20 protein-coding genes are annotated in these 25,917 nt (G+C 56.3%); 10 read left to right on the forward strand and 10 right to left on the reverse strand.

Features of this window, described 5'->3' with window-relative positions; translation table 11 throughout:
- The first annotated feature begins 14 nt into the window (after positions 1 to 14).
- The 3 genes from THTE_RS14630 to THTE_RS14640 all read left to right on the forward strand — a co-directional run bounded on the left by THTE_RS14630 (position 15) and on the right by THTE_RS14640 (position 3,549).
- The gene (locus tag THTE_RS14630) at positions 15 to 779 is read left to right on the forward strand and encodes a DUF1638 domain-containing protein (RefSeq protein WP_095416125.1); all 765 of its coding nucleotides are present in this window, start codon (positions 15 to 17) and stop codon (positions 777 to 779) included.
- Positions 780 to 1,225: 446 nt separating this feature from the next.
- Positions 1,226 to 2,251, forward strand: coding sequence for a uroporphyrinogen decarboxylase family protein (locus tag THTE_RS14635; RefSeq protein WP_157732130.1), 1,026 nt, complete (start codon positions 1,226 to 1,228; stop codon positions 2,249 to 2,251).
- A 104-nt stretch (positions 2,252 to 2,355) separates the two neighbouring features.
- Positions 2,356 to 3,549: an iron-containing alcohol dehydrogenase family protein gene (locus tag THTE_RS14640; RefSeq protein ID WP_095416127.1), complete on the forward strand. Its 1,194-nt coding sequence runs from the start codon at positions 2,356 to 2,358 to the stop codon at positions 3,547 to 3,549.
- Positions 3,550 to 3,613: 64 nt separating this feature from the next.
- Here THTE_RS14640 and THTE_RS14645 read toward each other — a convergent pair whose 3' ends face one another.
- Both THTE_RS14645 and THTE_RS14650 read right to left on the reverse strand, forming a co-directional pair.
- Positions 3,614 to 4,246 carry an NUDIX hydrolase gene (locus THTE_RS14645; protein WP_157732131.1) on the reverse strand — a complete coding sequence of 211 codons (633 nt, stop codon included), beginning with the start codon at positions 4,244 to 4,246 and terminating at the stop codon, positions 3,614 to 3,616.
- Between the two features lie 205 nt (positions 4,247 to 4,451).
- Positions 4,452 to 5,387, reverse strand: a complete 936-nt coding sequence (locus THTE_RS14650; protein ID WP_095416005.1) for a sugar phosphate isomerase family — start codon at positions 5,385 to 5,387, stop codon at positions 4,452 to 4,454.
- A gap of 552 nt (positions 5,388 to 5,939) precedes the next feature.
- Between THTE_RS14650 and truB the strand changes: the two genes are divergently transcribed.
- The 4 genes from truB (at position 5,940) to THTE_RS14675 (ending at position 10,866) form a co-directional block, all read left to right on the forward strand.
- Positions 5,940 to 6,827 (forward strand): tRNA pseudouridine(55) synthase TruB, encoded by an 888-nt coding sequence (gene truB / locus THTE_RS14655; RefSeq protein ID WP_168175866.1) that lies wholly within the window; start codon positions 5,940 to 5,942, stop codon positions 6,825 to 6,827.
- A 607-nt stretch (positions 6,828 to 7,434) separates the two neighbouring features.
- Positions 7,435 to 8,976 carry a trypsin-like peptidase domain-containing protein gene (locus THTE_RS14665; RefSeq protein WP_095416131.1) on the forward strand — a complete coding sequence of 514 codons (1,542 nt, stop codon included), beginning with the start codon at positions 7,435 to 7,437 and terminating at the stop codon, positions 8,974 to 8,976.
- 74 nt (positions 8,977 to 9,050) lie between these two features.
- The gene (locus tag THTE_RS14670) at positions 9,051 to 10,010 is read left to right on the forward strand and encodes a phosphatidate cytidylyltransferase (protein WP_095416132.1); all 960 of its coding nucleotides are present in this window, start codon (positions 9,051 to 9,053) and stop codon (positions 10,008 to 10,010) included.
- Positions 10,011 to 10,185: 175 nt separating this feature from the next.
- Positions 10,186 to 10,866 (forward strand): metallophosphoesterase family protein, encoded by a 681-nt coding sequence (locus tag THTE_RS14675; protein ID WP_095416133.1) that lies wholly within the window; start codon positions 10,186 to 10,188, stop codon positions 10,864 to 10,866.
- A 78-nt stretch (positions 10,867 to 10,944) separates the two neighbouring features.
- Here the strand turns inward: THTE_RS14675 and THTE_RS14680 are convergent, their stop codons facing one another.
- The 7 genes from THTE_RS14680 to THTE_RS14710 all read right to left on the reverse strand — a co-directional run bounded on the left by THTE_RS14680 (position 10,945) and on the right by THTE_RS14710 (position 17,522).
- Positions 10,945 to 12,063 (reverse strand): tRNA dihydrouridine synthase, encoded by a 1,119-nt coding sequence (locus THTE_RS14680; protein WP_237260156.1) that lies wholly within the window; start codon positions 12,061 to 12,063, stop codon positions 10,945 to 10,947.
- A gap of 68 nt (positions 12,064 to 12,131) precedes the next feature.
- On the reverse strand, positions 12,132 to 14,075 hold the full coding sequence (locus tag THTE_RS14685) for a hypothetical protein (RefSeq protein WP_095416134.1): 1,944 nt from the start codon (positions 14,073 to 14,075) through the stop codon (positions 12,132 to 12,134).
- Positions 14,076 to 14,798: 723 nt separating this feature from the next.
- On the reverse strand, positions 14,799 to 15,122 hold the full coding sequence (locus tag THTE_RS14690; RefSeq protein WP_095416135.1) for a DUF6793 family protein: 324 nt from the start codon (positions 15,120 to 15,122) through the stop codon (positions 14,799 to 14,801).
- Positions 15,123 to 15,186: 64 nt separating this feature from the next.
- The gene (locus THTE_RS14695) at positions 15,187 to 16,074 is read right to left on the reverse strand and encodes a phosphoribosylaminoimidazolesuccinocarboxamide synthase (protein ID WP_095416136.1); all 888 of its coding nucleotides are present in this window, start codon (positions 16,072 to 16,074) and stop codon (positions 15,187 to 15,189) included.
- A gap of 245 nt (positions 16,075 to 16,319) precedes the next feature.
- Complete coding sequence (csrA, locus tag THTE_RS14700) at positions 16,320 to 16,541, reverse strand: carbon storage regulator CsrA (protein ID WP_095416137.1); 222 nt, start codon at positions 16,539 to 16,541, stop codon at positions 16,320 to 16,322.
- 158 nt (positions 16,542 to 16,699) lie between these two features.
- On the reverse strand, positions 16,700 to 17,119 hold the full coding sequence (locus THTE_RS14705; RefSeq protein ID WP_095416138.1) for a secondary thiamine-phosphate synthase enzyme YjbQ: 420 nt from the start codon (positions 17,117 to 17,119) through the stop codon (positions 16,700 to 16,702).
- 157 nt (positions 17,120 to 17,276) lie between these two features.
- On the reverse strand, positions 17,277 to 17,522 hold the full coding sequence (locus tag THTE_RS14710; RefSeq protein ID WP_095416139.1) for a hypothetical protein: 246 nt from the start codon (positions 17,520 to 17,522) through the stop codon (positions 17,277 to 17,279).
- A gap of 600 nt (positions 17,523 to 18,122) precedes the next feature.
- On the opposite strand from THTE_RS14710, the gene THTE_RS14715 reads away from it, so the two are divergent.
- The 3 genes from THTE_RS14715 (at position 18,123) to THTE_RS14725 (ending at position 23,956) form a co-directional block, all read left to right on the forward strand.
- A complete protein-coding gene (locus THTE_RS14715; RefSeq protein ID WP_168175867.1) occupies positions 18,123 to 19,709 on the forward strand; it encodes a hybrid sensor histidine kinase/response regulator in 1,587 nt (528 codons plus the stop codon).
- Between the two features lie 151 nt (positions 19,710 to 19,860).
- Positions 19,861 to 21,987 (forward strand): U32 family peptidase, encoded by a 2,127-nt coding sequence (locus tag THTE_RS14720; protein WP_095416141.1) that lies wholly within the window; start codon positions 19,861 to 19,863, stop codon positions 21,985 to 21,987.
- Positions 21,988 to 22,147: 160 nt separating this feature from the next.
- The gene (locus THTE_RS14725; protein WP_095416142.1) at positions 22,148 to 23,956 is read left to right on the forward strand and encodes an arylsulfatase; all 1,809 of its coding nucleotides are present in this window, start codon (positions 22,148 to 22,150) and stop codon (positions 23,954 to 23,956) included.
- Positions 23,957 to 24,340: 384 nt separating this feature from the next.
- Here the strand turns inward: THTE_RS14725 and THTE_RS14730 are convergent, their stop codons facing one another.
- On the reverse strand, positions 24,341 to 25,732 hold the full coding sequence (locus THTE_RS14730; protein WP_095416143.1) for a hypothetical protein: 1,392 nt from the start codon (positions 25,730 to 25,732) through the stop codon (positions 24,341 to 24,343).
- Positions 25,733 to 25,917: the final 185 nt, after the last annotated feature.

Below are 25,917 nucleotides of genomic sequence, written 5' to 3' on the forward strand. Positions count from 1 at the left end.
TGACCAATTGAATCATGCGACTTATCGTTGTTGCCTGTGAAATCTTTTACCGCGAACTTTGCCTGGCCGTGGCACAGTCTCCCAACACCGTGGACTTGCTCTTTTTGCCCAAGGGGCTTCACGATGTGGGCGCCCAGCGAATGTCGGCGAGACTCGCCGAAGCCGTCCAGAGCGTGGACACGTCGCGTTACGAGGCTATTTGCTTGGGGTATGGGCTTTGCAACAATGGGATTATTGGACTCACAGCCCGCGATATTCCCCTCGTCATCCCCCGCGCCCACGACTGTATAACCCTCTTTCTCGGCAGTCATCAGCGCTACCTGGAGTATTTTCACGCAAATCCTGGAGTTTATTTCCAAACGCCTGGATGGATCGAACGGGGAGAGGACCTCTCACAGCATGGCCCCGATTCAATTGTTCGCAAAATGGGTGTACTGGACAGCTACGAGGAATGGGTGGCCAAGTATGGCGAGGAAAACGCCCGGTATCTCCTGCAGCAATTGGGTAATCTTGCCAAAAACTACGGTAAAATTGCTTATATTCGAACTCATACGGGCTGTGACGCCATTTTTGAGAACATCGCACGCCGCAAAGCAGAGGAGCGGGGCTGGCAATTTGAAGTCCTGGACGGGGATTTGAGGCTCATTCGGGCATTGGTTGATGGTCAGTGGAACGAGCAGGAGTTTCTGATTGTTCCACCGGGGTGCCGTGTTGCTCCCTCGTTCGACGATCAGATCATCCAATTGGAAATGGTCAACACTCCAGCGGTGGACGTCTGATCGCGCCCCATCAAAGGCAGCTTCGCGTAACGCGACCATGCAAGGCACGTGGTCGCGGCTGTCGGCTGGTTAGTCAGGCAGTACCCACAGGAGTTCGACGCACGCCGCAGAAAGCGTCCCTCCAACAGGCTTGGGTTCCGCAGCGATCGAGCGTCCTGGTCGGTGCGAATCATGTGACGGACCGGAGGGCCCGGCTTAACCCGAACCACGGCAATGGTAGAGGCAATTCATGAATGGCCCCTACACTGAATTCGGCCTTTGATGTCTCACGGATCTTTACGACAACCCGGGATGGGTCAGCCTCTACGCCCGTTGCTGAAGCATGGCAGCAGCATTATCATAAACTGCCGGTCAATGATTACCGTAGGGCACATTAGGTCGAGCCAGCGATCCTCTGGGGCGCCGGTCAGTTTTGGCAGACTTTCATCCGGATGGAGGTGGAGTCGATGAACGGCTATGAACGCGTTATGGCGATGATCGAGGGCCGGGAAGTCGATCATTTGCCTCTCATGCCCATCACGATGATGTTTGCCGCGGACCAGATTGGCGTTCCCTACGGTCAGTATGTGCGAGATTATCGCATTCTTGTCGAAGCCCAGTTGCGCACGGCCGAGAAGTATGGCTTTGACTACGTTTCGTGCATTTCCGACCCTGCTCGGGAAGCTGCCGATTGCGGAGCCATCGTCCAGTACTTCGAAGACCAACCTCCCGCTCTTGTGGAAGATAAAGCGCTTCTCGCCGATAAGTCGAAGCTCAAGGACCTCAAGGTGCCCGATCCCTATGGCGGTGGAAGAATGGAAGATCGGGTTCGGGCGGCCGAACTGTTTCGCAAGAAAGTGGGTGGTGAATTGCTTATTGAGGGCTGGATTGAGGGGCCCTGTGCCGAAGCGGCCGATTTACGCGGTATCAACACGCTGATGCTCGACTTCTACGACGATCCGGTTTTTGTGCGGGATCTGTTCGACTTTATCCTCGAAATGGAACTCGCCTTTGCGCGAGCACAAATTGAGGCAGGAGTCGATATTATCGGTATTGGCGATGCAGCAGCTTCCCTCATCGGCCCCCGGTTTTATAACGAGTTCGTCTGGCCATACGAGAAAAAAATGGTAGACGCCATTCACGAGATGGGATGCAAAGTCCGTCTCCATATCTGCGGAAATACCAACAAAATTCTGGAAGGAATGGGACGGCTGGGATGCGACATTGTGGACCTCGACTTTCTTGTGCCCATGCGTACCGGCCGGGAAGCCATGGGTCCCGACCAGGTCTTGCTGGGAAATATCGACCCGGTCAAGGTCCTGCGAAACGGGACGCCAGAGCTCGTACAGGAAAAGCTCGCCGAGTGCCACCAGGCGGCGGGCTCCCGGTATATTGTGGGCGCCGGTTGTGAAGTCCCGCGTGGAACTCCCGATGAAAACCTGTTCGCAATGCGGGATTACGCGTGGGGGCACGTGGCCGTTCCATCTTCATAGGGTTATGAAACTTGACTGCTACTTTGACTAACCCCGGAATTGCCGACCCTCATCAACCTGATTTGGCCATTGTGTCGAGCTGATGGTTTTACAGGAGTATACCCATGCTGAAAACGTGGACCTTCCATTTGCCAACGCTTGTCCGGTTTGGACCCGGGATGATTCGCAAATTGGGAGAATTTGCCCAAGAATTTGGCTGGAACGCCCTGCTGGTGGGGTACAAGGACCAGAAGGGAATGGAAGACGTCTACCAGCGGGCTCAGAGGTCTTTACGCCAGGCCCGGATGCACGTTTTTTCCTTCTTTGAAGTGGGACCCGAGCCGGAGGCAGATCTAGTCCCCCGAGGCGTGGAGCTTTACAAGAAAAACCGCTGCGAGGTGGTCATTGGTCTGGGCGGAGGAAGTGTGCTCGACGTCGCCAAAGCGATTGCCGCACTGATCAAAATGGAGGGCGAACCCTGGGATTTCGCCAACGCGAACGAGGGTCACCGCCGGATTACCGAGTCGGTTCCGATGATTGCTGTGCCCACCACCGCAGGAACCGGAAGTGAAGTGACAGCGATCTCCGTTCTCACTTTCCGTGGAAAGGGTTCCTTCCCTGATTCGCCGCTGAAGGCAGGGCTGGTGGGAGAAGGCCTCCACCCCAAGATCGCGCTCGTGGATCCTGAACTGACTCTGGGCAAACCGGCCAATGTCACAGCGGCATGTGCAGCCGATGCACTTCTTCAAGCGATCGAGGCCTGCTTAAGCCGGATGGCTAACCCATTTTCCACCGTGCTGGCTGGACACACCGCGTGCCTGGTTTTTCGAAGTCTCAAGAAGGCAATTGCCGAACCGCAAGACATCAATGCCCGGGCAGATCTGGCGCTGGCGGCCTGCATGTCCGGAACAGCCTACGATACCACCGGACTGACAATTGGACACGCTCTGGCCCAGGCGCTGGGAGCGGTTTTCAACATTCCCCACGGTCTGGCGGTAGCCATCGCGGGGCCAGTTGCGCTACGCTTTTTGCAGCAGGCCTGTCCGGGCCCCCTCGCTGAGCTGGGACGTCAGTGCCACATTCTGGCGGAGGCTCCTGAACAACAGGCGGCTATGTTCCTCGATGCATTGGAGAACCTGTTTCGCGATGTGGGGTTGCCCGATAAACTGACCGTTCCTCCCAGTGCTCCCGGGAACTACCTGGATCGGCTGGTTCGCCATGCTCTTGAGGCGACCCCCGAAGCCTGCACGCTCACTCCAGTCAAAGTGGATGAAAACGTCCTCCGCGAATTGTTTCAAAAGGTGCTGACCACAGGGTGACACAATCACCCGTTCACAAGCACCTCGTTTCTGAATCCGCCCTTTGCGAAACGGTGCGGGCTTCTTACTCGTCGCCCATTTGGAGAAACTCTTCGATGAGCGTGACAAATTCTCCCAGGATAAGACACGTAGCACCCCAAATTCGATGAGGGCCGAAGGAAAAATGCGGCGCTTCGTAGGGCTGACCGCGATACTCTCGTCGATGAGACCCAAAATGAGCTGGGTCAAGCAGATGCGCAAGGGGCACCTCTAAAAGTTCCTCGACTTCGCTGGAAGAGGGGCACATGGAAGGGCGTGAATTGGTGACGGCCACCCAGGGATCGACCCGAAAGCCGCTACGTTCGATGTAGATCGTGGACAGTTGCCCAAGGATGCGGGGCTGAAAGTTTTCAACGCCCAGCTCTTCGCAAAACTCACGAACGGCGGCCTGACAGGAAGTCTCCCCTGGTTCCAGAGCGCCGCCCGGCAAACTGATTTGGCCCCCATGATCGGGCAGATCGCGTCTCCGCAACGTCAGCGGCAGCCACCACTGCGACTGATGCCAGTACAGCAAGATAAGAACCGCCGCAGGCCGAGCGTCTGCCGGGATTCTTGAATAGTCGCGTCCCAGGGGCGGCCGTGGTGCGAACTTGGTCCCCATCATAGGTCCCGGCAGAGGTTGCCGCAGACGATTCTCGAGCCATGGGATGAGTCTCAAGGAATGAGTCTCTCCGAAGATCGCGGCCATAGGCGGAAACGAATATGGCTTTGGCGTCCTAACATCGGGTAACGGGTGGATCCCGCCCGAGCTGACCAACTCAAACGGGCGGATATTCTTCCTGATGATTTCACCTGACAATTCTTCTCAGTCTGTTGCTGCCAGCCAACCATGTACCCGGATGGTGGGATGGATCGCCGATTCGCTAATGCATTTCCGTTTTCACCTCGGACAAGGCCGGGCGATAGAAGTTGAACTGCACGTTGGGATGCTCCGCCAGAAGCGACATCGGTACCGCTGAATCGGCAATTCCCTTGGAAATCATGAGTGTCGTCAGTCGCATCCCAAACGGATTGTCGTGCATTCCGGCATGCCAGATAGAAACTTTCTCTGCCTTCCAGGTCTCCACGGGACCCACTGTGGCGGCCTTCGTGGGCACAAGGTGGACCTGTCCACCGCCAGAAGTGCGAGCATTCTGCATGATCGTCGCCGGGTGCAGGTCGGTGATCCGCGTCTTGAGTTTGCGGTATTCGGCAGGGGGAGGTGGCTCGTCCTTCCATTTTCCCTGCCGCCTGGGCGGATCATTGAACGCCCAGTGCTTGATGTCGCCCTGACCACCCTGCATGACGACGCAGCGGATCTCGTCGAAACTTCGCGAATAGGCATCGAGGTCACCGATTGGAAAACGAATGTGATCCTTCGGCATCCTCAATTTGGGGTTGATGCGATTAAAACACAGTTCCATATCCGCCCGAGCAAAGCTCAACGGATGATCCATCGGCACCGGCTGGCCAGTCATCTCATCAACCCATTCGTCCATACCCCAGAAGTGGCCCTCGCGGACATCCAGTCCCAACTCATTCACCAGCCGGGCCACCAGCGGCAGTTGCTCCGTGGGGCCTATCGGACCGCAGATCCCACAAGGGTTATCTGCCGTGGATTGCCGCCAGGCATTGATGTACTCGAGAGCTTCCGCCAGATAGAACTCTTCCAACGTGTCGTACATAACGATCTTAAATCCTGGCCGGGCAAGTTTTTCTATCTGGCGTACGGTGAGTTTGGCGGCATCCTGCAGCAATTCCGGGTCCAAAGTCGTGTAGTCCCACCAATCTTTGGCAAGTTTGCTCAACGGCCGGGCCATGGCATGTTCCTTTCACCCAGAGCATCCCCGCTGTTTAGTACCGTCCGGATTTTGGCCTCATTATCAGAAAAAATTCGACGCAGTCAATCTCAACCACGGCTGATCCACACCCCATTTTGCATGGATCTGAGAGAACGGCAACGGCTCGACGCCTCGTTGGGCAATTCATGAGTCCCCCAATGTCTTTACGGGAATTGAACTTGGCAGACAAAGATCGGTCCGCCAATTGGATTGTCCAAGGTCGCAAGATGCACTTGATACGCAGGTCGCTCCGACTTGACTCACACTTCCGCGGAAGGTCTCGGTGAGGCTTGGGTTCGATCCCGACAACAGAGCAGAAGTGGGGACGACTCAGCAACCCGCGGAGTTCGCAGGACGTCGGTGGCAAGTCTTTTCATGTATGTGGCCGGGTGTACGATAGGGTTGTATCCATCGCTTTACAGTTGCAGGAAGTCTCATACCGGAGTAGAGAATGGCTTAGCGACTCCACGTCTGACACCGGCAATCCTGGCGTGACCAAATATATTCATTATGACGATCGATTCGACCGCAATGACCACACAAGAGATTGGCGGAATTCTTTCGCTCAATAAACCGAAAGGGATCACGTCTCGCGACGCCGTTAATATGGTCCAGCGCTGGGCGAGGGGACTTCGCGTTGGTCACGCAGGAACCCTCGATCCCCTGGCGACGGGCGTGCTCGTCGTCTGTGTGGGACGCGCCACCCGGCTTATTTCGCTCATCCAGGAACTACCAAAGGTATACCGAGCCACCTTCTTGCTCGGTAGGAGCAGCCCGACCGACGACGTCGAAGGCGAGGTCACCATCCACGAAGGCGCGGTACAGCCAGCCCTCCAGGAAATTGAAGCCATTTTGCCGAGGTTTACAGGGACAATTCTGCAACGGCCCCCGGTCTATTCTGCCGTGAAAATCCAAGGGCGGCGTGGCTACGAATGGGCCCGGCAAGGCACGCCGCAACTTCCCCCACCTCGTCCGGTGAATGTTCACGAACTGAAGATTCTCCGGTATGAATATCCGGAACTCGAGATGGAAATCCGTTGCGGCTCGGGCACATATGTGCGGTCGCTGGGCCGTGATCTTGCCGAAAGCCTTGGCACGCGGGCTGTCATGTCCGAGTTGACACGCCTGGCCGTCGGCCACTTCACGCTGGAAAATGCTGTGGACCCGAGGACACTGGATGAACGGCGATGGCAGGAATATCTGCTCCCACCGCGTGTGGTGACGCAACATCTTCCGCACGTTCAACTCGATGACAGGTCGCTCCGCAGTCTTTTGCATGGCCAGTGGCCCAGGTGCGAGGCACGGCTTGACCCTGGCCAGAAGGTGGCGGTTGTCGATCAATGCGATAACCTCTTGGCGGTGGTGGAAGTGCAGAAAGGAAGCCGTCTGAAACCACTGGTCAATCTCGCAGCCCGGTAAACTGACGCACAAATTAATCGGCCTGACGCCCCCACTGAGCCATCCCCGCCTTTGCAACAGCCTGTGACATGCCACAAGCGCAAAGCGTTGTAGGGGCAGTTCATGAATTGTCCCGATGACACTTTGCGCCGGCGACATCTCATAGCTCTTATAAAAGTATGGGAATGGTTCAGCCTAATAAGCCCTTGCAAAGGAATCGTACGGAAGTTCCTTCATCCCCCGTTCGCCCTTATGTCAGGCGTAACCCTTGGGACACCCACCAGGTTGCCGGGCGTATCAGCCGTGCGAACACGGCGGAGCCTGGTTGCCATGTGCCCCAGGCTACTACCCAATATGGCATCAAACCTGGCGAGCTTTTCTTGCGTGCCCGGCTCATTTTCAGTCATGCCACGGCCGCAATTCTCGGTCGCTTGGAGGACGCGGCGGGGACTCCAACTGTTCGTAGCGGGCCCGAAGTAGCCCCAATTTGGCACCGCAACACCCTTTCTTTGGTAAAGGCTGTCTCGAAGGTCGGTTGATTCTGCCTGGAAATTTGTCGTAAACTTGCACAATGGAGGTGGTCTCCACGATCAAACGAAAAATCAGCATAGGCTGAGGAGCTCTCATCATGATTAGCGATGGCCGAAACAGTAAACGTGAGTGCGTTGCCAGCGGCAAGCGGTTGTCCCGGAGCGCACTTGGGGTGCGGGTTTTGGTGGTGCTCGTGCTGTGCGCGGCGCTTGGGGGGACAATCACGCGGGCTGAAGACGACGAAGCGGAGGCCATTCAGCAGGCCAGGAAACTGTCTCTTGCCTTTCGTTTGGCGGCAAAGAAAGTTCTGCCGACCGTGGTGACGATTCGCACGGCAACGTCACGGGAGTCGCGGCCCCGACGGCCAATTCCCGGGTTGCCTTGGGGAGATAACGATTCCAACCCTGACGAGCCCGGCTTTCAATTCGACATCCCCCGGAATCCGGATATGGGGCTGGGCGCCGGCGTGATTATCGATCCGCGGGGGGTGATTGTCACAAACCGGCACGTTATCGAAGGTGGAGACGTTGTTACGGTTCGTCTGTTCGACGGGCGGGAGTTGCCGGTGATCGACAAGAAAACAGATGAGCTGAGCGATTTGGCTGTCTTGCGAGTTGAGACGACCGAGCCGCTTCCGGCTGCTCAATTGGGGGATTCAGATCGGCTCGATATCGGAGAATGGGTCCTGGCGGTGGGCAACCCCTTTGAACTGGAAGGGACGGTCAGCGCCGGGATCGTGAGTGCCAAAGGGCGAAGCCTGCGGTCCATCGGTCGTGTGCGGTTCATCCAGACCGACGCCGCCATCAATCCCGGGAACTCCGGCGGCCCCTTGGTTAATCTGGATGGCGAAGTGGTGGGCATCAATACCGCCATTTTTTCCCGGAGTGGTGGTTACCAGGGAGTTGGATTTGCGATCCCAATCAACTTGGTGAAATGGGTCAGTTCGGAACTTTTGGCTCACGGGAGGGTTCGCCGCGCGTACTTGGGCGTAACTCTCGACGAAGTTCTCCTACCCCGGCCTGCTCAGACTGGAAGCAGCGGGAGGAGTGGCACGGGACCCAGCGCTGTCGTTATCCGGCAGGTGCTTCCGGATGCCCCCGCAGACAAAGCGGGACTCAAACGCAACGATATTGTGATGGAATTCGATGGTTATCCCGTGACCGATGTTCCGACGCTTCAGGAACTCGTGGAACGAGCGGCCATCGACCAGAAACACAAGATTCGCGTACTTCGCGATGGCGCACCGATCGAGCTCGAGGTCACTGTGGAGGAATCTCCCTCGGAACAGGAATTGGCCCAGCGCCTTAAACAACGTGCTTCAGGAGATTCTCCTGAAGCGAATCGGCGACGGATGTATGATCGGGACCTTGGGCTTATCCTGATGGATTTTGACCCTGATATCGGCCAGGCCACAGGGGTTCGTGTCACAGAAGGCGTTGTGGTCGTCCATGCGGATCCGGGCAAACCGGGCGAGAAATGCGGCCTGAGGACAGGAATGGTTATTGTGCAGATGGAGGACCAGCCGATCAGCAACCTGGATGACTGGCAGAAGGCACTGAAAAAAGGCAATCTTGAAAAAGGCATTAAATTAGAAGTAGCCAGCCGCATTGGGAGACAAATCATTGTCCTGAAAAAATAACGTTTTCCGGGAAGAGGCGGAGGGATTGAACTCGCGCGGGTGTTCTTTTCAGCCTCGCTGAGGTGTTGCTGTCCATGGATGTCATCACATGGGGTCTTCTGGGCGGGGTTCTGCTCCTGTTGATCGTGGCCACTGTGGTGGTCCATGTCTTGCGTAAACGGCGGAGCGAGGCAATCAATCCGGATATCGTGGACAGTCTCTCCGGTCGCCTGAGAGCCTGGTGGTTGCTGTTTGCAGGATTAGCGGGGGCAATGATCCTGGGCAAGACGGCGACTGTGGTTCTGTTCGGGATGATCTCTTTTTGGAGCCTCCGTGAGTTTATCACGTTGACGCCGACTCGTCCGGGTGATCACCGGGCCCTTTTCTGGGTGTTTGTCCTCTGCACACCAGCACAGTATGTTCTGGTGGGTTTGGCCCGCTATGAACTCTTTGCGATCATCATCCCGGTTTATGCCTTGCTTTTCATCCACACCCGAATCGCGCTTTCCGGCGACCCGAAAAGGTTCCTCGAAAGAACGGCCAAAATTCAGATGGGTTTGCTCATCTGTGTTTATTGTTTGAGCTACGCCCCCGCTATCCTGACGAGCATCGATTTTGGCAACGACGCCTACAACCTGAGGTTGTTGTTCTTCCTGGTATTCATGACCCAGCTCAGCGACGCACTTCACTTTGCCTGGTCGCAGCTTCCCAGTCGTCACGTGATCGTGCCGGAAATCAATCCAACCAAGACGTGGGAGGGGCTTCTCGGGGGAACGGCGAGTGTCACGCTGGTTGGTGCCATGCTCTGGTGGGTGACACCCTTCGATTCAGTGTGGATTGCGGCAGCCCTCTCTCTGGCGATCTCCGTCGCTGCATTTGCGGGAAGCCTCACCATGTCTGCCATTAAGAGAGATCGCGGCGTGAAGGATTACGGAACTCTGGTGGCGGGGCACACCGGAGTTCTCGATCGAATCGACTCGCTCTGTTTTGCGGCTCCCGTGTTCTTTCATCTGACGCAGATTTTCCTGGCGACTCATGGCTCCGTCACAGGATGAAAGCGGTGCGAAACCGTTCAGCAGTGGCCCACGTAAAAAGGGCAAGGGGCAGGCGACGGCGTGAACCGGCCCGCCGAGCGACTCGCACGTGGGATCTCGCTTTCCAAACCGACACCTTTACGTCAGTGGAAACTGGTTATATCTGGCTTCTTAAGAGTACACCTGTGGTTGTTCAGTGAAACGCGTCATTGCTATCGGAGACATCCACGGTTATCAACACGTGCTGGAGCGCCTCCTGGATTGGATCGGTCCGGGAAGTTCCGACATCATCGTCGGTCTGGGTGACTACATAGATCGGGGGCCTGATAGTCGCGGCGTCATTGATCTTTTGATTCGGCTTCAGCAGCATGTCACCCTGGTCCCCGTACTGGGAAATCACGATGAAATGCTGCTCAGCATTGTCGATGGTGCCAAGGAGGCGTTTCAGGACTGGTTGATCTACGGTGGGGCCGCGACCCTGGCCTCCTATGCTTGCGCCAAGGTAGAAGAAATACCGTCGGAGCACATCGCTTTTTTGAGAAATTGTGTTTCCTACTACGAGACGGAAAACCACTTTTTCGTCCACGCCAACTACGATGAGCATCGTCCCCTGAATATGCTGGATGGAACCATACTCCGTTGGCGCTCGCTGCGGGAGTACCTTCCCGGCCCCCATTTCTCGGGGAAAGTGGCCATCACTGGACATACCGCTCAGAAGAACGGGGAGATTCTGAATCTTGGCTATCTCGTCTGCATCGACACCTATTGCTACGGTGGCGGGTGGCTCACTGCGCTCGAGGTCCAGACAGGCCACGTGTGGCAGGTTTCGCCCAGCGGCACCGCACGCGAGGGCTGGCTCGGCGAAATACGGGGCTGAACTGGCCGGAACAGGTGCCGAAAGGAAACGGCGTTAAACGCTAGGTCTGCTAACGAAGCCTGTTTTGAATGCTCCGGATCAATCGGGACGAGTCGAAGCAAACGAATGGGACACGTTTATCGGGGACTTCGTTGCAAGCAAAAAACGGCGAACCGCCTCCAGAATCTCGTGCGGCTCACTCAGATGGAGTATATTCACCCGAAGATGCTTGGAGCCCGGCCGAAAAGCGATAAACCGACACAGAAACTGCTTCATCAAAATAGTGGCTTTCGGGATCCCAAACTGGCCAATAAGTACCTCGTACTGTTCGCGGATGAGATCGAATTGTTCTTCCGGAGTTGGTTCCGGGGGAGGTGTTTTTCCGGCGAGCAGGGCTGACGCCTCCCGGAATATCCATGGACGGGAGAGAGCAGCCCGGCCGATCATGACTCCGTCCAAGCGATAGCGCTGCAGATTATTGACGGCATCGACCGCGGAACGTATATCGCCGTTTCCAATGACGGGAATCCGCTGGACGGCCGCCTTCACCTCCGCAATCCGTTCCCAGTTGGCAGTCCCCCGGTACTTCTGTTGTGCTGTTCGTCCGTGGACGAAAACGGCGCTGCCGCCCGCCTGTTCAACAACCCGGGCCACTTCGCAGGCCGTAAGTTGATGGTCGGTGTAACCCAGCCGCATTTTGGCGGTCACCGGGACAGGCGAGACTGTGCGCACTACCCGGGATACAATCTTGCCCACAAGTTCCGGGTCTTTGAGAAGATACGCGCCGCAGGCCACACCTTTGGTAATCTGCTCCGCGGGACAGCCGAAGTTAATGTCCAGTGCGCTCACGTGGAAATCTTCTACCAGCCTTTCGGCGACCTGGGCCAATTTGTCCGGATCGTTGTCCCAGATCTGAACCGCAACAGGACGCGGTTCTTCACGCACGCCCCACAACCGCTCTGGCAGTTTACCATAGCGGCGGTCGAGTTCGAGAAAGCCTCTGGCGCTGACCATCTCGGTGCATAGCAACCCCACGCCACCCAGTCGTCGCAGAAGCTGCCGGAAGGCGTAGTTGCTATAGCCCGCCATGGGCGCCTGAAATAAGGGTGGCGAGATTTCAAGCGGTCCAATCCGCACGGCCAGAATTGCGGGATTGGTTTCGCAGGTCGGACGTATTGCGGTTCCCTCGGCTGGTTGTGACATCAGCGGAGTGGGCATGTTACTTTCGAAACGATTCGCATGATGATGAAACAACCGGGAGCGCGATCCGGGCGGCTTCCCTGGGACTACTGAATACCGATCGCCTTGAGGTAGTCGTTCAACGCCGCAGACGGCAAACAACCCGCTGCGTACTCCGCAATAGCCCTGTTGTATCGGCTGACTCCTTCAATGAATTGTAGCCAGAGGTCAAATTCGAGCCGGACGGACGCGAGAAGAGTCGTCAACGGGGTTTGTCCCCGCAAATATGCCTCGGCGTCGCGCTGCCGGGCAAGATCGGCAGAAAGAAGCGCCGATGCGGTTTGTGCTGTCGCCGAGTAGATGGCGGGCAATTGATACGCGAGTTTTCCCAAATTAACACGCCGGGCTGGGGTGACGTAAGGGGCAAGCTCGTTCCATCGCGTTTCGTAAGGGCCGCCAAACGGCGGTGTAACTACCGTCAAATCGGTATCGGTCGCCAAGCTGTTGCTCTTTTTTAGGACAAACTGCTTGTCCAACAGGTCGGCGTGGGCGTCCTGCAGTGCTGCGTCGGCTGCGTTTCTCTCCGCATGAATCTGGAGCACCAGTTCCGCTCCTCCCGGACGCCCGGCTTCTCGCAAAGCCAACTGAAAAAGCTGCGAGAATACCGCCGACTGTTTAACGAGCACGTAAAGCCTCGTCTGGGCTTCGATTACGTTCCAATACTGAATCGTCTGGACGCCCCGATCTTCATCTCTGGCCGAGCTCCTCGTCAAATACTCGGGCAGCGTCAGGAGTTTGCCTGCTCGCGTTTGGGCGGACTCTGCAACACACAAGCGTGACAGCTCCTTGACGAAATCCTCAAGCCGCGTGGCGGTGATGGAGCTGAAAAAGCCGCTCGTTAACTCTGATGTTCCGGTGTCGCCGGACTCGCGAAGAGCGATTAGACGGCAGGTGGGGGCCTGTAGGCAAACCGGCGAGGCAACCTGCCCGCGATTCTTGAGTGCGAACGGTAAGTTGTTTGCAATAACGCCGACCTGTTGCGCGAAGTTGACCTCGCTTCGGCTATCGCGGCTGGCTGGACTAGTTCCACCAGCCGCACTGGACACCACACGGCGGCTACCCTCCTCGAGGAGCATGGGCAGGATGTTGCTCGGCGCTTGACCGTAGCTTCGCAGCTCAAGGGTGTATTCGAGAATCAATTCGTTGTAGCGCTGAATGGCCTCAAGGCACCGGAGGTTTTCATTAATGGCCAGATGCCACATTTCCATCGCCGGTTCAATGTTGACCGCACCCGCGTTGGCTGCATCGCGGTAGGCCAGCCATGCATCGCGGGCACTTCGAGCAGCTATGAAGTGAAGGTAGATGGACTGCCGTACAAGGGGAAGAAGTTCGTCTATTTTGCGGATTTCCAGCGGGGCCTGGCCGTGGAAGAGCGACTCGATATACGTGTTGTATCCTCCGGTATGAGGGATGTCATCTGGAAATGCACGCCCCTTAGCGTCCGTTGTGCCTGCCCAGGAGGTCAGTTCAAATTGTGCCGCAGCCAGTTGTCCACGCATATCGATGAGTTGGCCAGTGATGCCGCCCTTGAGGCCTTCGAAGTATGGACGGCGCTCTGGAGGACAGGGGAACGTTTCAAGCTCCGAAAGCGACTCAGAAAGCAGATCAACGGCAACGACAAGCCTCACAACAGTCCAGTAAGCCTTGACGGCACGTGTAAGATCTTCTCGTCGCGAGTGGCGATCCAAAAGCGATTGCAGAGAAATGATCCGATCATTTTGTTGAAAATTTCTGCGAAGCGCGGTTTTTAATCGGTTGTCCAGTTCGGGGCGAAGTTGTGCCGCGGAAGGCCGGGATTGCGACAATCCACCTGCCGTTCCCGTGCCCGGCGGCGATTGCTCTGCAAAGACTACTGCCGACCAGGAGCGAGCAACATTGGCGTTCAACTGCGGGCGTGGATGGTTTTCGGCCGGGCCCACGGCGGCTCCGATGACCACCATCACGACGCCGATCAACGGTAGCAGGTGCTGGGGTAAAATGTTGAATCTCATTTCCGCATTACCTGTCGTCCGATAGCCAGCGGATCAACGCCCTCATACCTGCCGGTTACGAAAAGAGTTCATGGAGCGAGAACCGGTCGGTGAGTTGGCGATCTGTCACGGAATTAAATTGTGGGCCATCCTGTTTCCTGTGAAAAGCATCCCGTTCGAAAAAGAACAGTCGTGACTTCAAGCCTTCCTGAGTTGCAGGTAGCTTGTCACGTGCTTCTACCGCGTTTGGACGGGAACAACGCTGAGCCGTCCATCAACACAGCCCAAGACGATGGCTTATCCTTGCCGATTTTCTGACCGGGGCTGTTGTAATCTACCATCTCGCGATAATTGTGCCCTCCATTTTCGGCGACATTGGTTCAACCGTCGCCCGTTCTGGTGAGATGCTTGGCCGCGGTCGCGCATGCCATAAGCAAGTCAGGAAAAGATTGAACAATTTATCGATCTACCGAGGAATAACACACCGCCGAGGATTTTCCTGCCGATGACGGGGGTAGGATGAATTCGTCCTGCTGCCGCTGTTTTTCTAAGTCAAACGCGGCACACCGGGAGACTCATCTCGGCGGAGGCAGAGTTACTCCAATCTCGGACTCCGGAAATGACAAACTGTCCAGCGCGATAGAATCGAGGCCAACGCCTCACTCTAAACAGGCAGGGAAAATACGCAGGTTCGCGATCGGAATCGAAGTTTAGCCCCAAGGGAGCGCACACAGCTCCCCGCTACTACCAGCCCATGATCATGTTCGACTCGATCACTTTCCTGGCTCGTTCCAGGTCGGCGCCGGTCTCCTGCATATAAAGACGGATTGCGTGGATTTTGTCACCGGCCGCTCGGGCAAGGCATTCCCGAGCGATATGGCACGGGTCGGTCTTGCCGACAATCCCCAGCCCGGCCTTGGAGATGACCCAACTGTTTCTGGGACGTTTTGCGATTCTAATAATCGCCTCGCGGGGATAGTTTTCCCGCACCACATTCTTGGCCGATTCTTCGTCGTCCGCCCAGGTGATGATGATGTGATACTCGGTTTCAATCTCGTAAAGCGGCATAGGCTTTCTTCAGTCCTTCTCGTGGTGCGCTCATTGGCACTCGGCGTGCGATCACCCGAACCCATCAGGAAAACGGGAATTTTTGTCCGGTCAAACGCTCGAACGCCTCTATATACTTCTCCCGTGTTTTTTGGACAACGTCATCGGGGAGTTCCGGCGGCGGACTGTTCTTGTCCCATCCAGTACTTTCCAGCCAATCGCGCACGAATTGCTTATCGAACGAGGGCTGACCTCGCCCTGGGGTATACGAGTCCGCCGGCCAGAATCTCGAGCTGTCCGGGGTAAAGACCTCGTCTATGAGCAAAATCTGCCCGTTTTCCTGTCCGAACTCAAATTTGGTATCCGCGATGATGATCCCCCGTTCCTTAGCGTACGCGGCTCCTCGCTTATAGATACGAAGGCTTCTTTCCCGCAGCTCAACTGCGATCTGCTCGCCTACGATCTCGATCATCTGCTCAAAGGTGATGTTTTCATCATGACCCGTCTCGGCCTTCGTGGCTGGGGTAAAGATCGGCTCGGGAAGCTCGTCACTTTCCTTCAAGCCGGGCGGAAGTTGAATACCGCACACTGTCCCGCGTTGCTGATACTCCTTCCAGGCGGAACCGGATATATATCCCCTGACGACGCACTCAATGGGAATGACTTTCGTTTTTCGCACGTAACAGGTCCGACCTACCAGCATTTCACGGTCGGTGTATTCGGGAAGTGGCATCTCATCCAAATTGATCGTAACGAGATGGTTGGGCTCACCCAACAACTTGAACCAGAACGCCGACAGTTGATTGAGAACCTGTCCTTTCGAAGGGATCGGCGTGGGGAGAACCCAATCGAATGCGGAGATTCGATCTGTACTGACGAGCAAAAGATGGTCGCCCAGATCGTAAATGTCGCGAACTTTTCCTTTCCGCTTCTTGAGCCCGGGGATAGACGTTTCCAAAACAGCTTTCGCCATCAATGACTCCCTTTGACAAATCTCGCAATGCGTAACTTATCAAGATTGTACTCGGCTTGCCGCTGGTTTCTGAGGACTCCATTCCACAGATGTTCCCAAAATTGTAGCGGGGCGTCAATAATCCAACTAGTTGAGGACTACCCAAAGGGGCATGAGCCGGGAGCCCGCGCCGACTTGAACAAAAAAGCAGAATGTAGGGCGACGTGGAGAGAAATGCACGAGACGTTGGCCAGGCCACGTGGCCATCATCCGCCATCACTCGTGGGCGCCTGGCTGTTTTCACCCATTGGGTTGCGATTCTCCATCGCCTGGCGGATGGCCCGAAGTACTTCTTCGCGATGAACCGAGACATGAGGCGGCGCTTCTATCCCTAAGCGCACAGTTCCACCCTTGATGGCCACCACTGTGATGATAATGTCGTCGCCAATCACGATCTGTTCATTGCATTTGCGTGAAAGCACAAGCATTGTTGCCGACCCGGCCCCTCTGGAACGTTCTGGCGTGCATGCACCGCTGTCATATTGTACGCCACCGGTCGAGCGCGGAAAACAGTCTGATCGCGATTTGAGTCAATCCTCATTCATTATCTTTTTGGTCTATTTTGTAATGATCTGGCTTGAAAGATTTACTCGCCAAAAATCGTGACGACGACCCTTCGCTGGCGTGGCCTGATATCACACTCCATAAGGAAGACCTGTTGCCATGTCCCAAGAATTGGCTGACCACCCTCCAGGGGGAGAGTCAAAGATGCACCCAACAGTGTGGCCTGAAGATGAGAGTGCCCGTTGCCGTCGTGCCAGGTAGCGTCATGGTGGTATCTGCGGTCGGGCGGCGCCAGCTCGTCCATCAACGTGGGCAGGTCTTTGAGGAGCCCTGGTTCAAACTCAATCGTCCCCAGCGCTACCGTACTTCCGACTGCAAACAGATGGATCAGTCCCCGCTGGATGCCGGATCGTTTACTTTCTTCTGTGATTCGGGCTGTGAGATCGACCATCTGCCCGTGGCCGGAAGTGGAGAGTTCGATGCACGACCGATGAATTCGCATGGCAGGTGGTTTCAATGGGGGCCGTTAAATGACGTTAAAGGCTTTTCCAGGCAAGTGGCGTTCCCGGTTGGAAGGTATACGCCCGACCATTTGGGACCTTTAAAAGCACAGAAGCGTTGCTCGGGCCAACCGTTCTGAGGACGCCCGAGTAGGCAGTTCATTTCCGATTGATGGGGAGTGTTACCGCATAGAGCGACACAACAGCACCGGTGGCCATCAGACTCCACGGCGCCCAGGGAGGTGGTTCGAGAACCTTGTTGGGACCGGCGGCCGCCGCTCCTGATCCACTGGCCCGGGCGGCCGGAGGGTCGTGGGCTTTCAGCACGAATCGCTGGACACCCAGGGTCTGTACCCCCAGGAACATGACAAACAGGCCGACGGCGAGAAAGAATGCACGGCTCATGGCTGGCTCATTAAGCAAACATTTAACGATCCGTGGTGGGGTACTCGATATTGTTTTTCGTCGCACGACGGAAGGAAGTGCAACCTTCCGCGGCGAAGTCAACTTAAAGCGACTGTGCGGAGGAGTTAACCGGCGGAGAACTTTAGGGACCGGAACTCGGAGAACATTGCCACAGTTTTTGGTCCTCTATGCCACAATTGCGCTTGCATTAGGAGAGTTGTGGCCTAACGAACAATCGGTGACAATTACCACGCTCACAGGGTTGCCCGCCCGAGTTTGCAAATCATTTCGTAAGTAATTGGAAAGTCGAAGGTTGCGATTACGGTCTCGATGTAAAGACCGGTCACGGAGCAAAACAAGGGCAGCCCAGACGTCGCGCAAGAGTTTTTCCTGCCTGCGCCACAGTTGTTGACTGCCCTATTGATGTATCGTAGAATAACCCAGCAAGGCAGGCGATGCGACAAGGGTGCCACTTTACCACGGGTGTGAAATTCCCATAATAGTTGCAACCACGACAAGGTCGCGACGATGCAATCCCTACTCGAACAGCGCGCGCATCCGATGCTGGAAACGTCGTCTGTCCTGAATCCGCCGGACAACATGAGCGCCGAATCTTTCCCCTGGGCCCCAGCGATTGTTGAGCACCTGCCTGACGCGATCTTTGTCGTGGACGAAAAGTTCCGTATCGAATGGGCCAACAAAGCAGCCCGGCAATTCGCCCCCAATGATGATAGTCTAACGGGCAAACGTTTTTACCGGGACATCTTCCGCGATGTGACTCTGCTCAAGCCGGACTATTTCCCCCTCACGATTGCGCGGGATCAGGGACGACCAGCCCGCACAATTCTGCGGACGGCCGATACGCGGGTTTTTGATCTGTATGCGGTTCGCATGAAAGAGGAAGGTGAGGGGAGAAAGCAGATCCTCGTCGTCCTCAAGGAGATTACTTCCAATTACCGTCCCCTGGAACGATTACGAGCGATTCATGAAGCTGGTCGGCGATTGGTGGATATTGCTCCCGGAGAACTGATCAAGCTGACGGCCGAGGAGCGCAAACAGTTACTGAAAAATCGTGTCCTTGCCTATCTGGAGGGTGTCCTCCAGTTCAACGTCTTCGAAATACGACTGATCGATTTTCAGACCAACAAACTCGTGCCTTTTATTTCGGAAGGTATGAGTCCGGAGGCCGCTGCCCGGGAGCTTACTCCAGCGTTTGAGGGGCAGGGGATCACCGGGTACGTGGCAAAAACGGGAGTGAGTTATCTCTGCGAAGATACCCGAAACGACAGTCTGTATCTGCAGGGCACAGCAAATTCGCGGAGCTCTCTCACCGTTCCATTGATACGTTATTCCTCGAATTTGGAGCCCGTCGTAATCGGAACGGTCAATATCGAAAGTCCGGTGCCCCGGGCGTTTACCCACGATGACCGGCTCTTCCTGGAAATTTTTTGTCGGGATCTGGTTACAGCTCTCAACATGCTCGAACTCATCGAGGTTGAGCAGACCGAAGCGACGCTGGGAGTCATTGAAAAACTGCATCGGGCGTTGGCCATTCCAGTCAATGAACTGGTCAGTAAGATCGTTGCTACCGAGGCTTCCTTGGATCCCGAAGCGGAAGGCTTGCGGCAGTCGTTACGGGAGATCGGCAAGATAGCCCTGGAATTGAAGGATATTGTCCATTCCATCGGGCGCCAGCTTCCCCCAACGGAATCTTCCCCCCTGTTTGCAAACAAGCGGGTCCTGGTGGTCGATGGCGACGAGTCAGTCCTTCAGGACGCGCATGAGCATCTCCCACGCTGGGGCTGCGTGGTGGAGACGGCGACCACAGGCAAAGCCGGGCTGCAAATGGCCGTAATGGCCGAGAGCGAAGGCGGATACAATGCCATCCTGGGTGCGTACCAATTGCCGGACATGAGAGGGCTGGAATTCTTTCAGGAACTCAAAGCACGCCTTAAAAGCCACGATATTCCGTTTGTCATGTTGGTCCCCATCGGTCGGTACCTCTCGGATCATCAGCAGGTGAAAGCGCGTCAACTGGGGGCGAAATGCCTGGTGGGCAAATACCCACCTCCTGAAGGTGCGGAAAAGGGCGGTCATCTGGCCCTGGAGCCATTGAAATCCAGCCTCGCCAAGCTCTTCGCGGAGCAAACTCAGGCAACGATGACTTCCTCTCCATCGGGCTGTTGATTCGCCTTCCAACTTCCAGGCCCGTGCCGATCTTATCAATTTGCTCTTTCAGTTTGAGTATCAGTAAAATACCAGTGGAATACTCCTTCGGCGGCCTTTCTTTCAAGCGACGGCCAATAACGGAAGCCAGTTCGTCAGCGCGAGGTGACGCTTGTCGAAAGAGAGATTGCATTTGGATTCTGGACGGAGTCTGGAGATTCTCGCCCCTGCCGGAGATTGGAACGCCCTCCGCGCGGCGGTTGCTGCGGGGGCCGATGCCGTATATTTCGGCTTGCAGGATTTGAATGCCCGGCGTCGCGCCCGAAACTTTACTCTGGAGGAAGCACGACGGGCAGTGGATTTTCTCCATTCCCACGGACGTCGGGCCTATCTGACGGTCAACACCGATATTTCGTACAGGGAGCTGGGCTTGGCGATCGCGGTGCTTCGTCAGGCGGCCGAGATAGGCGTGGACGCCATCCTTGTACGAGATCCAGCGCTGCTCGCCTTTCGCAAGGCCTTCCCGCAGTTGGAATTCCATTTCAGCACTCAGACCTGCATGGCGAACTCGGCCGACGTGGCGGCCGCCGCCGAGCTGGGCGCCACCAGGGTCGTTCTTGCTCGGGAATTGTCGCTTGAAGAAATTCGCAGGATTGCCCAGCATTCGCCTATTGACCTGGAAGTGTTTGGACAGGGAGCGCTGTGCTTTTCCGTCTCCGGGCGGTGCCTGATGTCAAGCTGGGTGGGCGGCCGAAGCGGCAATCGCGGCTTATGTGCCAGTCCATGCCGGGTTCCCTGGTCAGTGGACGGCCAGGAGGTGGGCCACCCGCTTTCGATGCACGACTTGTGCGCGCTCGAACATATCGTCCAGCTTCACGAATCGGGCGTTCGGGCCGTGAAGATCGAGGGCCGACTGAAGACGGCGGATTGGGTGGCTCGCGCGGTGGGAATCTATCGGCGGGCACTGGCGGGCGATAGCATCGATGAGCTTAAATCCGAGGCACGGTCACTGACCAATTACACCGGTCGAGAACTAACTGACGGCTATCTGATAAGCGAGAGAACGAACCTTACCGGTAGTAACCGCGGGCGACTCGGCCGGGATGAGATGTCTGGGGAAGCCGGCGATGCGGTTGCGGATGATGTCGCCGAGGTTTTGCCCGAAGGAGAAGAGACTGCCGCATTTCCCGCTGAAAGGAAGGGGTTCGAGTTTATTCTCGGTACCGCGAATAAGCGTATCGAATGTCAACTCCGCTGGCATGGAACGGATGTCACCTGGGAGTATCCAAAAACGGTGGTCCGCCGAGTTCACAAGGCTGTAACGGCGGGAGAACTCTGCCAGATGGTGCAGGACCGGTATTTCCAGGGATGCGCCGCTGATCACGTGGAGACCGACGATCCGGAGTTTCTCCTGGTGCCCCGGACTGTCAACGCGATTCTCGATCGGATCTCGGCGGAGATTGGTCGGATTCGCCGGGCGGAGAAGAAGCCGATCGAAATCGACTTTCCCGAAGGAGGCTCTCTTACCGCCAGCGATCTCCAACCCGCCACAACTAACGTGCGGGCGCTCGGTGATATGCCAAATCGTGTGCGTATCGGCATAGGACAGTTAGAGGATTTTGTCAGCCGAGTGCAGCCGGTGCATCTAATTGTGGAAGGTGCCGGGCCAGAGGACGTCACGACGATCGTGCAAGTTTGCCGGAAGCACGTGCCGGTAGTTGCTCTCCCGCCGGTGTGTTTCGAGGATGACCTTCCCCAAATGCAGGAGCTTGTGGAACGTTGTCGCAAGGCCCGACTGGCCGTTGAAGTCAATAGCTGGGGAGGGTGGTGGCTGGCCCGTCGAGCAGGGATCGGTTTTGAGGCGGGCCCCGGTTTGGGGGTTCTGAATCCTTTGGCAGCCGCGTTTTTGAGGAAACTTGGGGCGCGGTCCGTCACCATTTCTGTGGAGGCTGATCGACGCCAAATTGAAGATATCTGTGCCTATGCTCCCGTTGCCCTATCTCTTTACGTGATGGGACGTCCCCCGCTTGCCATTTCTCGCGCGGAATTGCCGGAGGAATTTTTGGGTCGCGTGTTTGCTGACCGGCGAGATCTTCGGATGAGGCCCGCTCGGGAATGGGGACTGTGGGTGTTCAGGCCCTTGACGCCATTCGATTGGCGCCGCCTGCGAAATGATCGAATCCGGGTAAAGCACCTGGTGGTGGACCTCGTTGGTTCTCCTGATCCGGTTGGGGAGTGGCTGGGGCTGACAACTCGGTCGCGTCCCTTCACTTTTAACTACTTTCGCACTCTGCAATAATAACGGGCGGCATTGGCAGGTCGGGCTTGAAGCGGCCTTGTAGTCTCGATCAAGGAATCCAAGGCACGCTTCGAAATTGATCCAGCTCGGTGAAGGCCCGGCGTGTGCCCACATTTTCCGGAAATTTCGATGACACGAGCTATCAGCGGGGAGGTATCACATGAAGCGCGGTGCCGTTGTGAGAACCGTTTTTCTGGTATGTGCTACACTGAGTGTCGGCTTTCTGAATGTGGCAACATGCACGGGCGAATCTGCAAATCCGCCAAATATTCTCATCGTCCTGGCGGATGATCAGGGTTGGGGTGATTTGAGCGTGCATGGCAATTACAATCTAAGCACTCCCAACATTGATCGTCTGGCTGCAGAGGGGGCGTTGTTTGAACGTTTCTATGTGAGTCCGCTCTGCGCGCCCACGCGGGCCGAGTTCCTCACCGGTCGGTACCATCCGCGGACGGGTGTGCGTGGAGTGACCACGGGCGCGGAGCGAATGAATCTCAACGAATACACCATTGCTCAGGCGTTTCGCGCTGTTGGCTATGCAACGGCCATTTTTGGAAAGTGGCACAATGGAAGCCAATATCCCTACCATCCGCTGGGACGAGGATTCCAGGAGTTTTACGGCTTCACCTCGGGGCATTGGGGAATTTACTTTGATCCTCCCTTGGAATCTGGAAGTGAGATCGTCCGTGGGCGCGGATACATTACCGATGATTTCACCGATCACGCGATCGACTTCATCAAACGCCATCAAACCGAGCCCTTCTTCTGCTATGTGGCCTATAACACCCCCCACACACCGCTCCAGGTGCCGGACAAGTTCTACGAGAAATTTGCCGGTGCGCAGATTGCCCAGCGATACCACGGGAACGAGCGAGAGGATATTGAGTTCACTCGTGCGGTGCTGGCCATGTGCGAGAACATCGACTGGAACGTCGGCCGGCTGTTGGAAGCTTTGCGTGAGTGTGGCCTGGAGTCAAATACGATCGTGGTTTATTTTTCCGACAACGGACCGAATAGCTGGCGGTGGAACGGCGGAATGCGGGGCCGGAAGGGATCCACGGACGAAGGTGGCGTTCGTGTACCGTGCATCATTCGCTGGCCGGGGCATGTGCCAGCCGGACTGCGAGTGTCGCAAATCGCTGCTGCCATCGACCTCTTTCCCACCCTCGCCTCTCTTGCCGGTGTGTCCTACAAGGCGCCCTTGCCGATGGACGGTATTGATCTTTCGCCCGTGCTTCTCGGAAAACAGAAGTTCGTGGCCCGGCAACGTTTGATTTTCGCCCATCAGGCAGGCCAGATCAGTGTGCGAAACGACCGTTTTATCCTTGACAACCGTGGGCGACTGTATGATCTCCTCGAGGACCCGGGCCAAACGCACGATGTGTCAGCACAATTTCCGGATGTTGCCGAATCGTTGCGGAAAGCAGTGGAACAATTTAAGGCAGAGGTCCTTCCTAAGGAACCCGACACTCGGCCTTTTCCCGTGGGCTATAGGGAGTTTCCGGTGACGTACCTGCCCGCCCGGGACGGAGTTCCCCACGGTAACATCGAACGGAGTGGAAAAGCCCCTAACTGTTCTTTCTTCACCAATTGGATCAACCGTGAAGACAGCATCACCTGGGACATTGAGGTCCACACGGCAGGCAAATATGAACTCGTGGTTTATTACACGTGTCGGCCACAGGACGTCGGTGTGGTCCTCCGAGCCTCTTTTGCTGGTCGTAGTGTGGAAGGCAAGATCACCGAACCCTTTGATCCACCGATTCACGGGCATGAATTCGATCGTGTACCGCGACAGGGGGAGTCGTACGTGAAAGACTTTAAGCCCTTCGTGTTGGGGGTGATCGAGCTTCCCGCACAACGAGGACTATTGGAGCTCCGGGCTATGAATATTCCGGGCGAACGGGCGATAGACCTTCGCTTGGTGAAGCTCACACTCAAATCGGGCGATGACACGTCGCGTCCGTGAACCGTTTTACCCAGCAGAGTTGCTGCCGACCGCTTTTCCGGTTGGTCCGCGCGGTGTCCCTGTGTTTTGGCACCACGTGGTACACGACCGTCATGCGCTGAGTTGAGTCATCCCACTTGCGGAAAAGGTGAGGCGCATTTAGGCGAGGCGTTGGGTAGGCGTGAGGTTATGCCCGGAGGGAGCTGTATGTGCCCTCCACATTCCGACATTGAGAGATTCATACCGACCGGGCTCCGGTCACAAAGTATGGGCAATTCATGAAGCGTATTGAGGCCCGGGCCATTTGTAAAGTCTTGAGAAAGTGGGCCTGGAACAGTCACCGGGTATTGACATTGGAGCAGCAGAATTCCGGTTGCAACGGACTGTTGGGACAGCAGTTGGGGGTTATCCCAGAGTGATCGATGATTTTCCTTTGGGCAGGTCGAAACAGAACACGTACCGATCTTTGTCGCCCTGATTCTTTTGGAAGAACGTGCCAGGGCGGAGGTTTCGCCAGCCCGAGACCTCCTGAAAAACGACTCGCTGCGATTCGTGGCTAAACTCCGGAACTTTCTGGAGCTTCCCGGAGAGCTCGATGGTGAAACCGGGACACGCAAACGGCGCGGTAAAGGCGACTTGCTGCCCGGCGATCGCAATACTTGTCAACTCCTTAGCTGCCCAATATCGGGCAATTTCCGAGAGGTTCATCCAAATCAGATTCTCGAACCGTGCGTGCAACCTCTTGACAACTTCCTGAAGGATTTGGAACCCCAGTTCCCTTCCATTGAAAAACATGCCGGGCCAGTGACATACCATGACGGCGGGCTCCTCCCGGGTGATCACTTCCACCATACGACCTGAGGCCAGGTCTGGGGTGATAAACTTGTCGGGAGAGCCAGGGGTATCGCCATCCCAACCGCCAAACCAGTCCCCCGTGCAGCCGATGATCGAGACAACACATCGGGGTTCCGGGCCCTCCAAACCCGAGGCGTTTTCCACTCGGGGGGCCACGCTTTCCGCTCCGGTAAAAACATCGCGAAAATAATGCGGGATCTCCACCTGAAAAACATCACGACAGGCTTCCAAAGTAGCGATGGAAAGTTGCGGTCTTGCCCGGCTTCCAAAACCGCCTGGTGTGGTAATCCCTTCGCAGCGTAGTCCCGCGTTTTTCAGGATGTTGAGGGCGTACGCGATGTACTCGGTCAGTTCCTCGGCGGAGCGCCCCTCGCTCCAGCCCCAGTTTTCCATGAATCGTTGGGACCGTTCCTCGTACGGCCGGCCGGTCTTCGTGTTTATGACCCAGGTGTGAGTGACCATCTCGGGATGGATGTCCCAATGGGGCATGATTTCTTCGCGAACAATCCGAAGGCTCCTCTCCAATTCCTGATGTGACCAGCCCGGCAAGTCGCAGTCCAGCCAGCCAACACAGGCGGGGTAAGGCACGACGCTGTATTTTCCTTTCACGCCGTTTTCCCCGCACCAGGCCATGAATTTTTGAACAAATGCGTCGGGGATTTCTCGCGGGAATTGACGCCACGGTTTTTGGTACTCCGCTCGGTTTGGCCAGACTTCCGCGAATTGTGGCATCGCAAAATGGGCAAGATTAACAAGGCACGTCGAATCGTCAATGATGAGCGACACCGGCACTCGGCAGCGCGGATTGAGTACCGTGACTTCCGGGGCTCGCGGAGGACGCTCTCCAGGCGGTTGAAACGTCCAGCCAACATTTCGCCCTAAAGTGGTGGAGAGAGCAGCAGCACCAACTTGCAGGAATCGACGCCGGGAAATGCTCGCCATAAAAGCCACCTCCTTCCCAAATTGAGCGACAATGCGCTTGTGGATTGTAGCGACCCGGGCAAAAAGCCGCTGGCGATATCGTTTTCGCCGCCTCACGGAAGGCGGCCCTTTAGTTGCTTTACCATCTGTCTCGAATTATTTGGTCATCTGCCTGGAAAGTCCGGGATTATGGTACCTTTGGGCAG

This window comes from Thermogutta terrifontis (assembly GCF_002277955.1).
Taxonomy (GTDB): domain Bacteria; phylum Planctomycetota; class Planctomycetia; order Pirellulales; family Thermoguttaceae; genus Thermogutta; species Thermogutta terrifontis.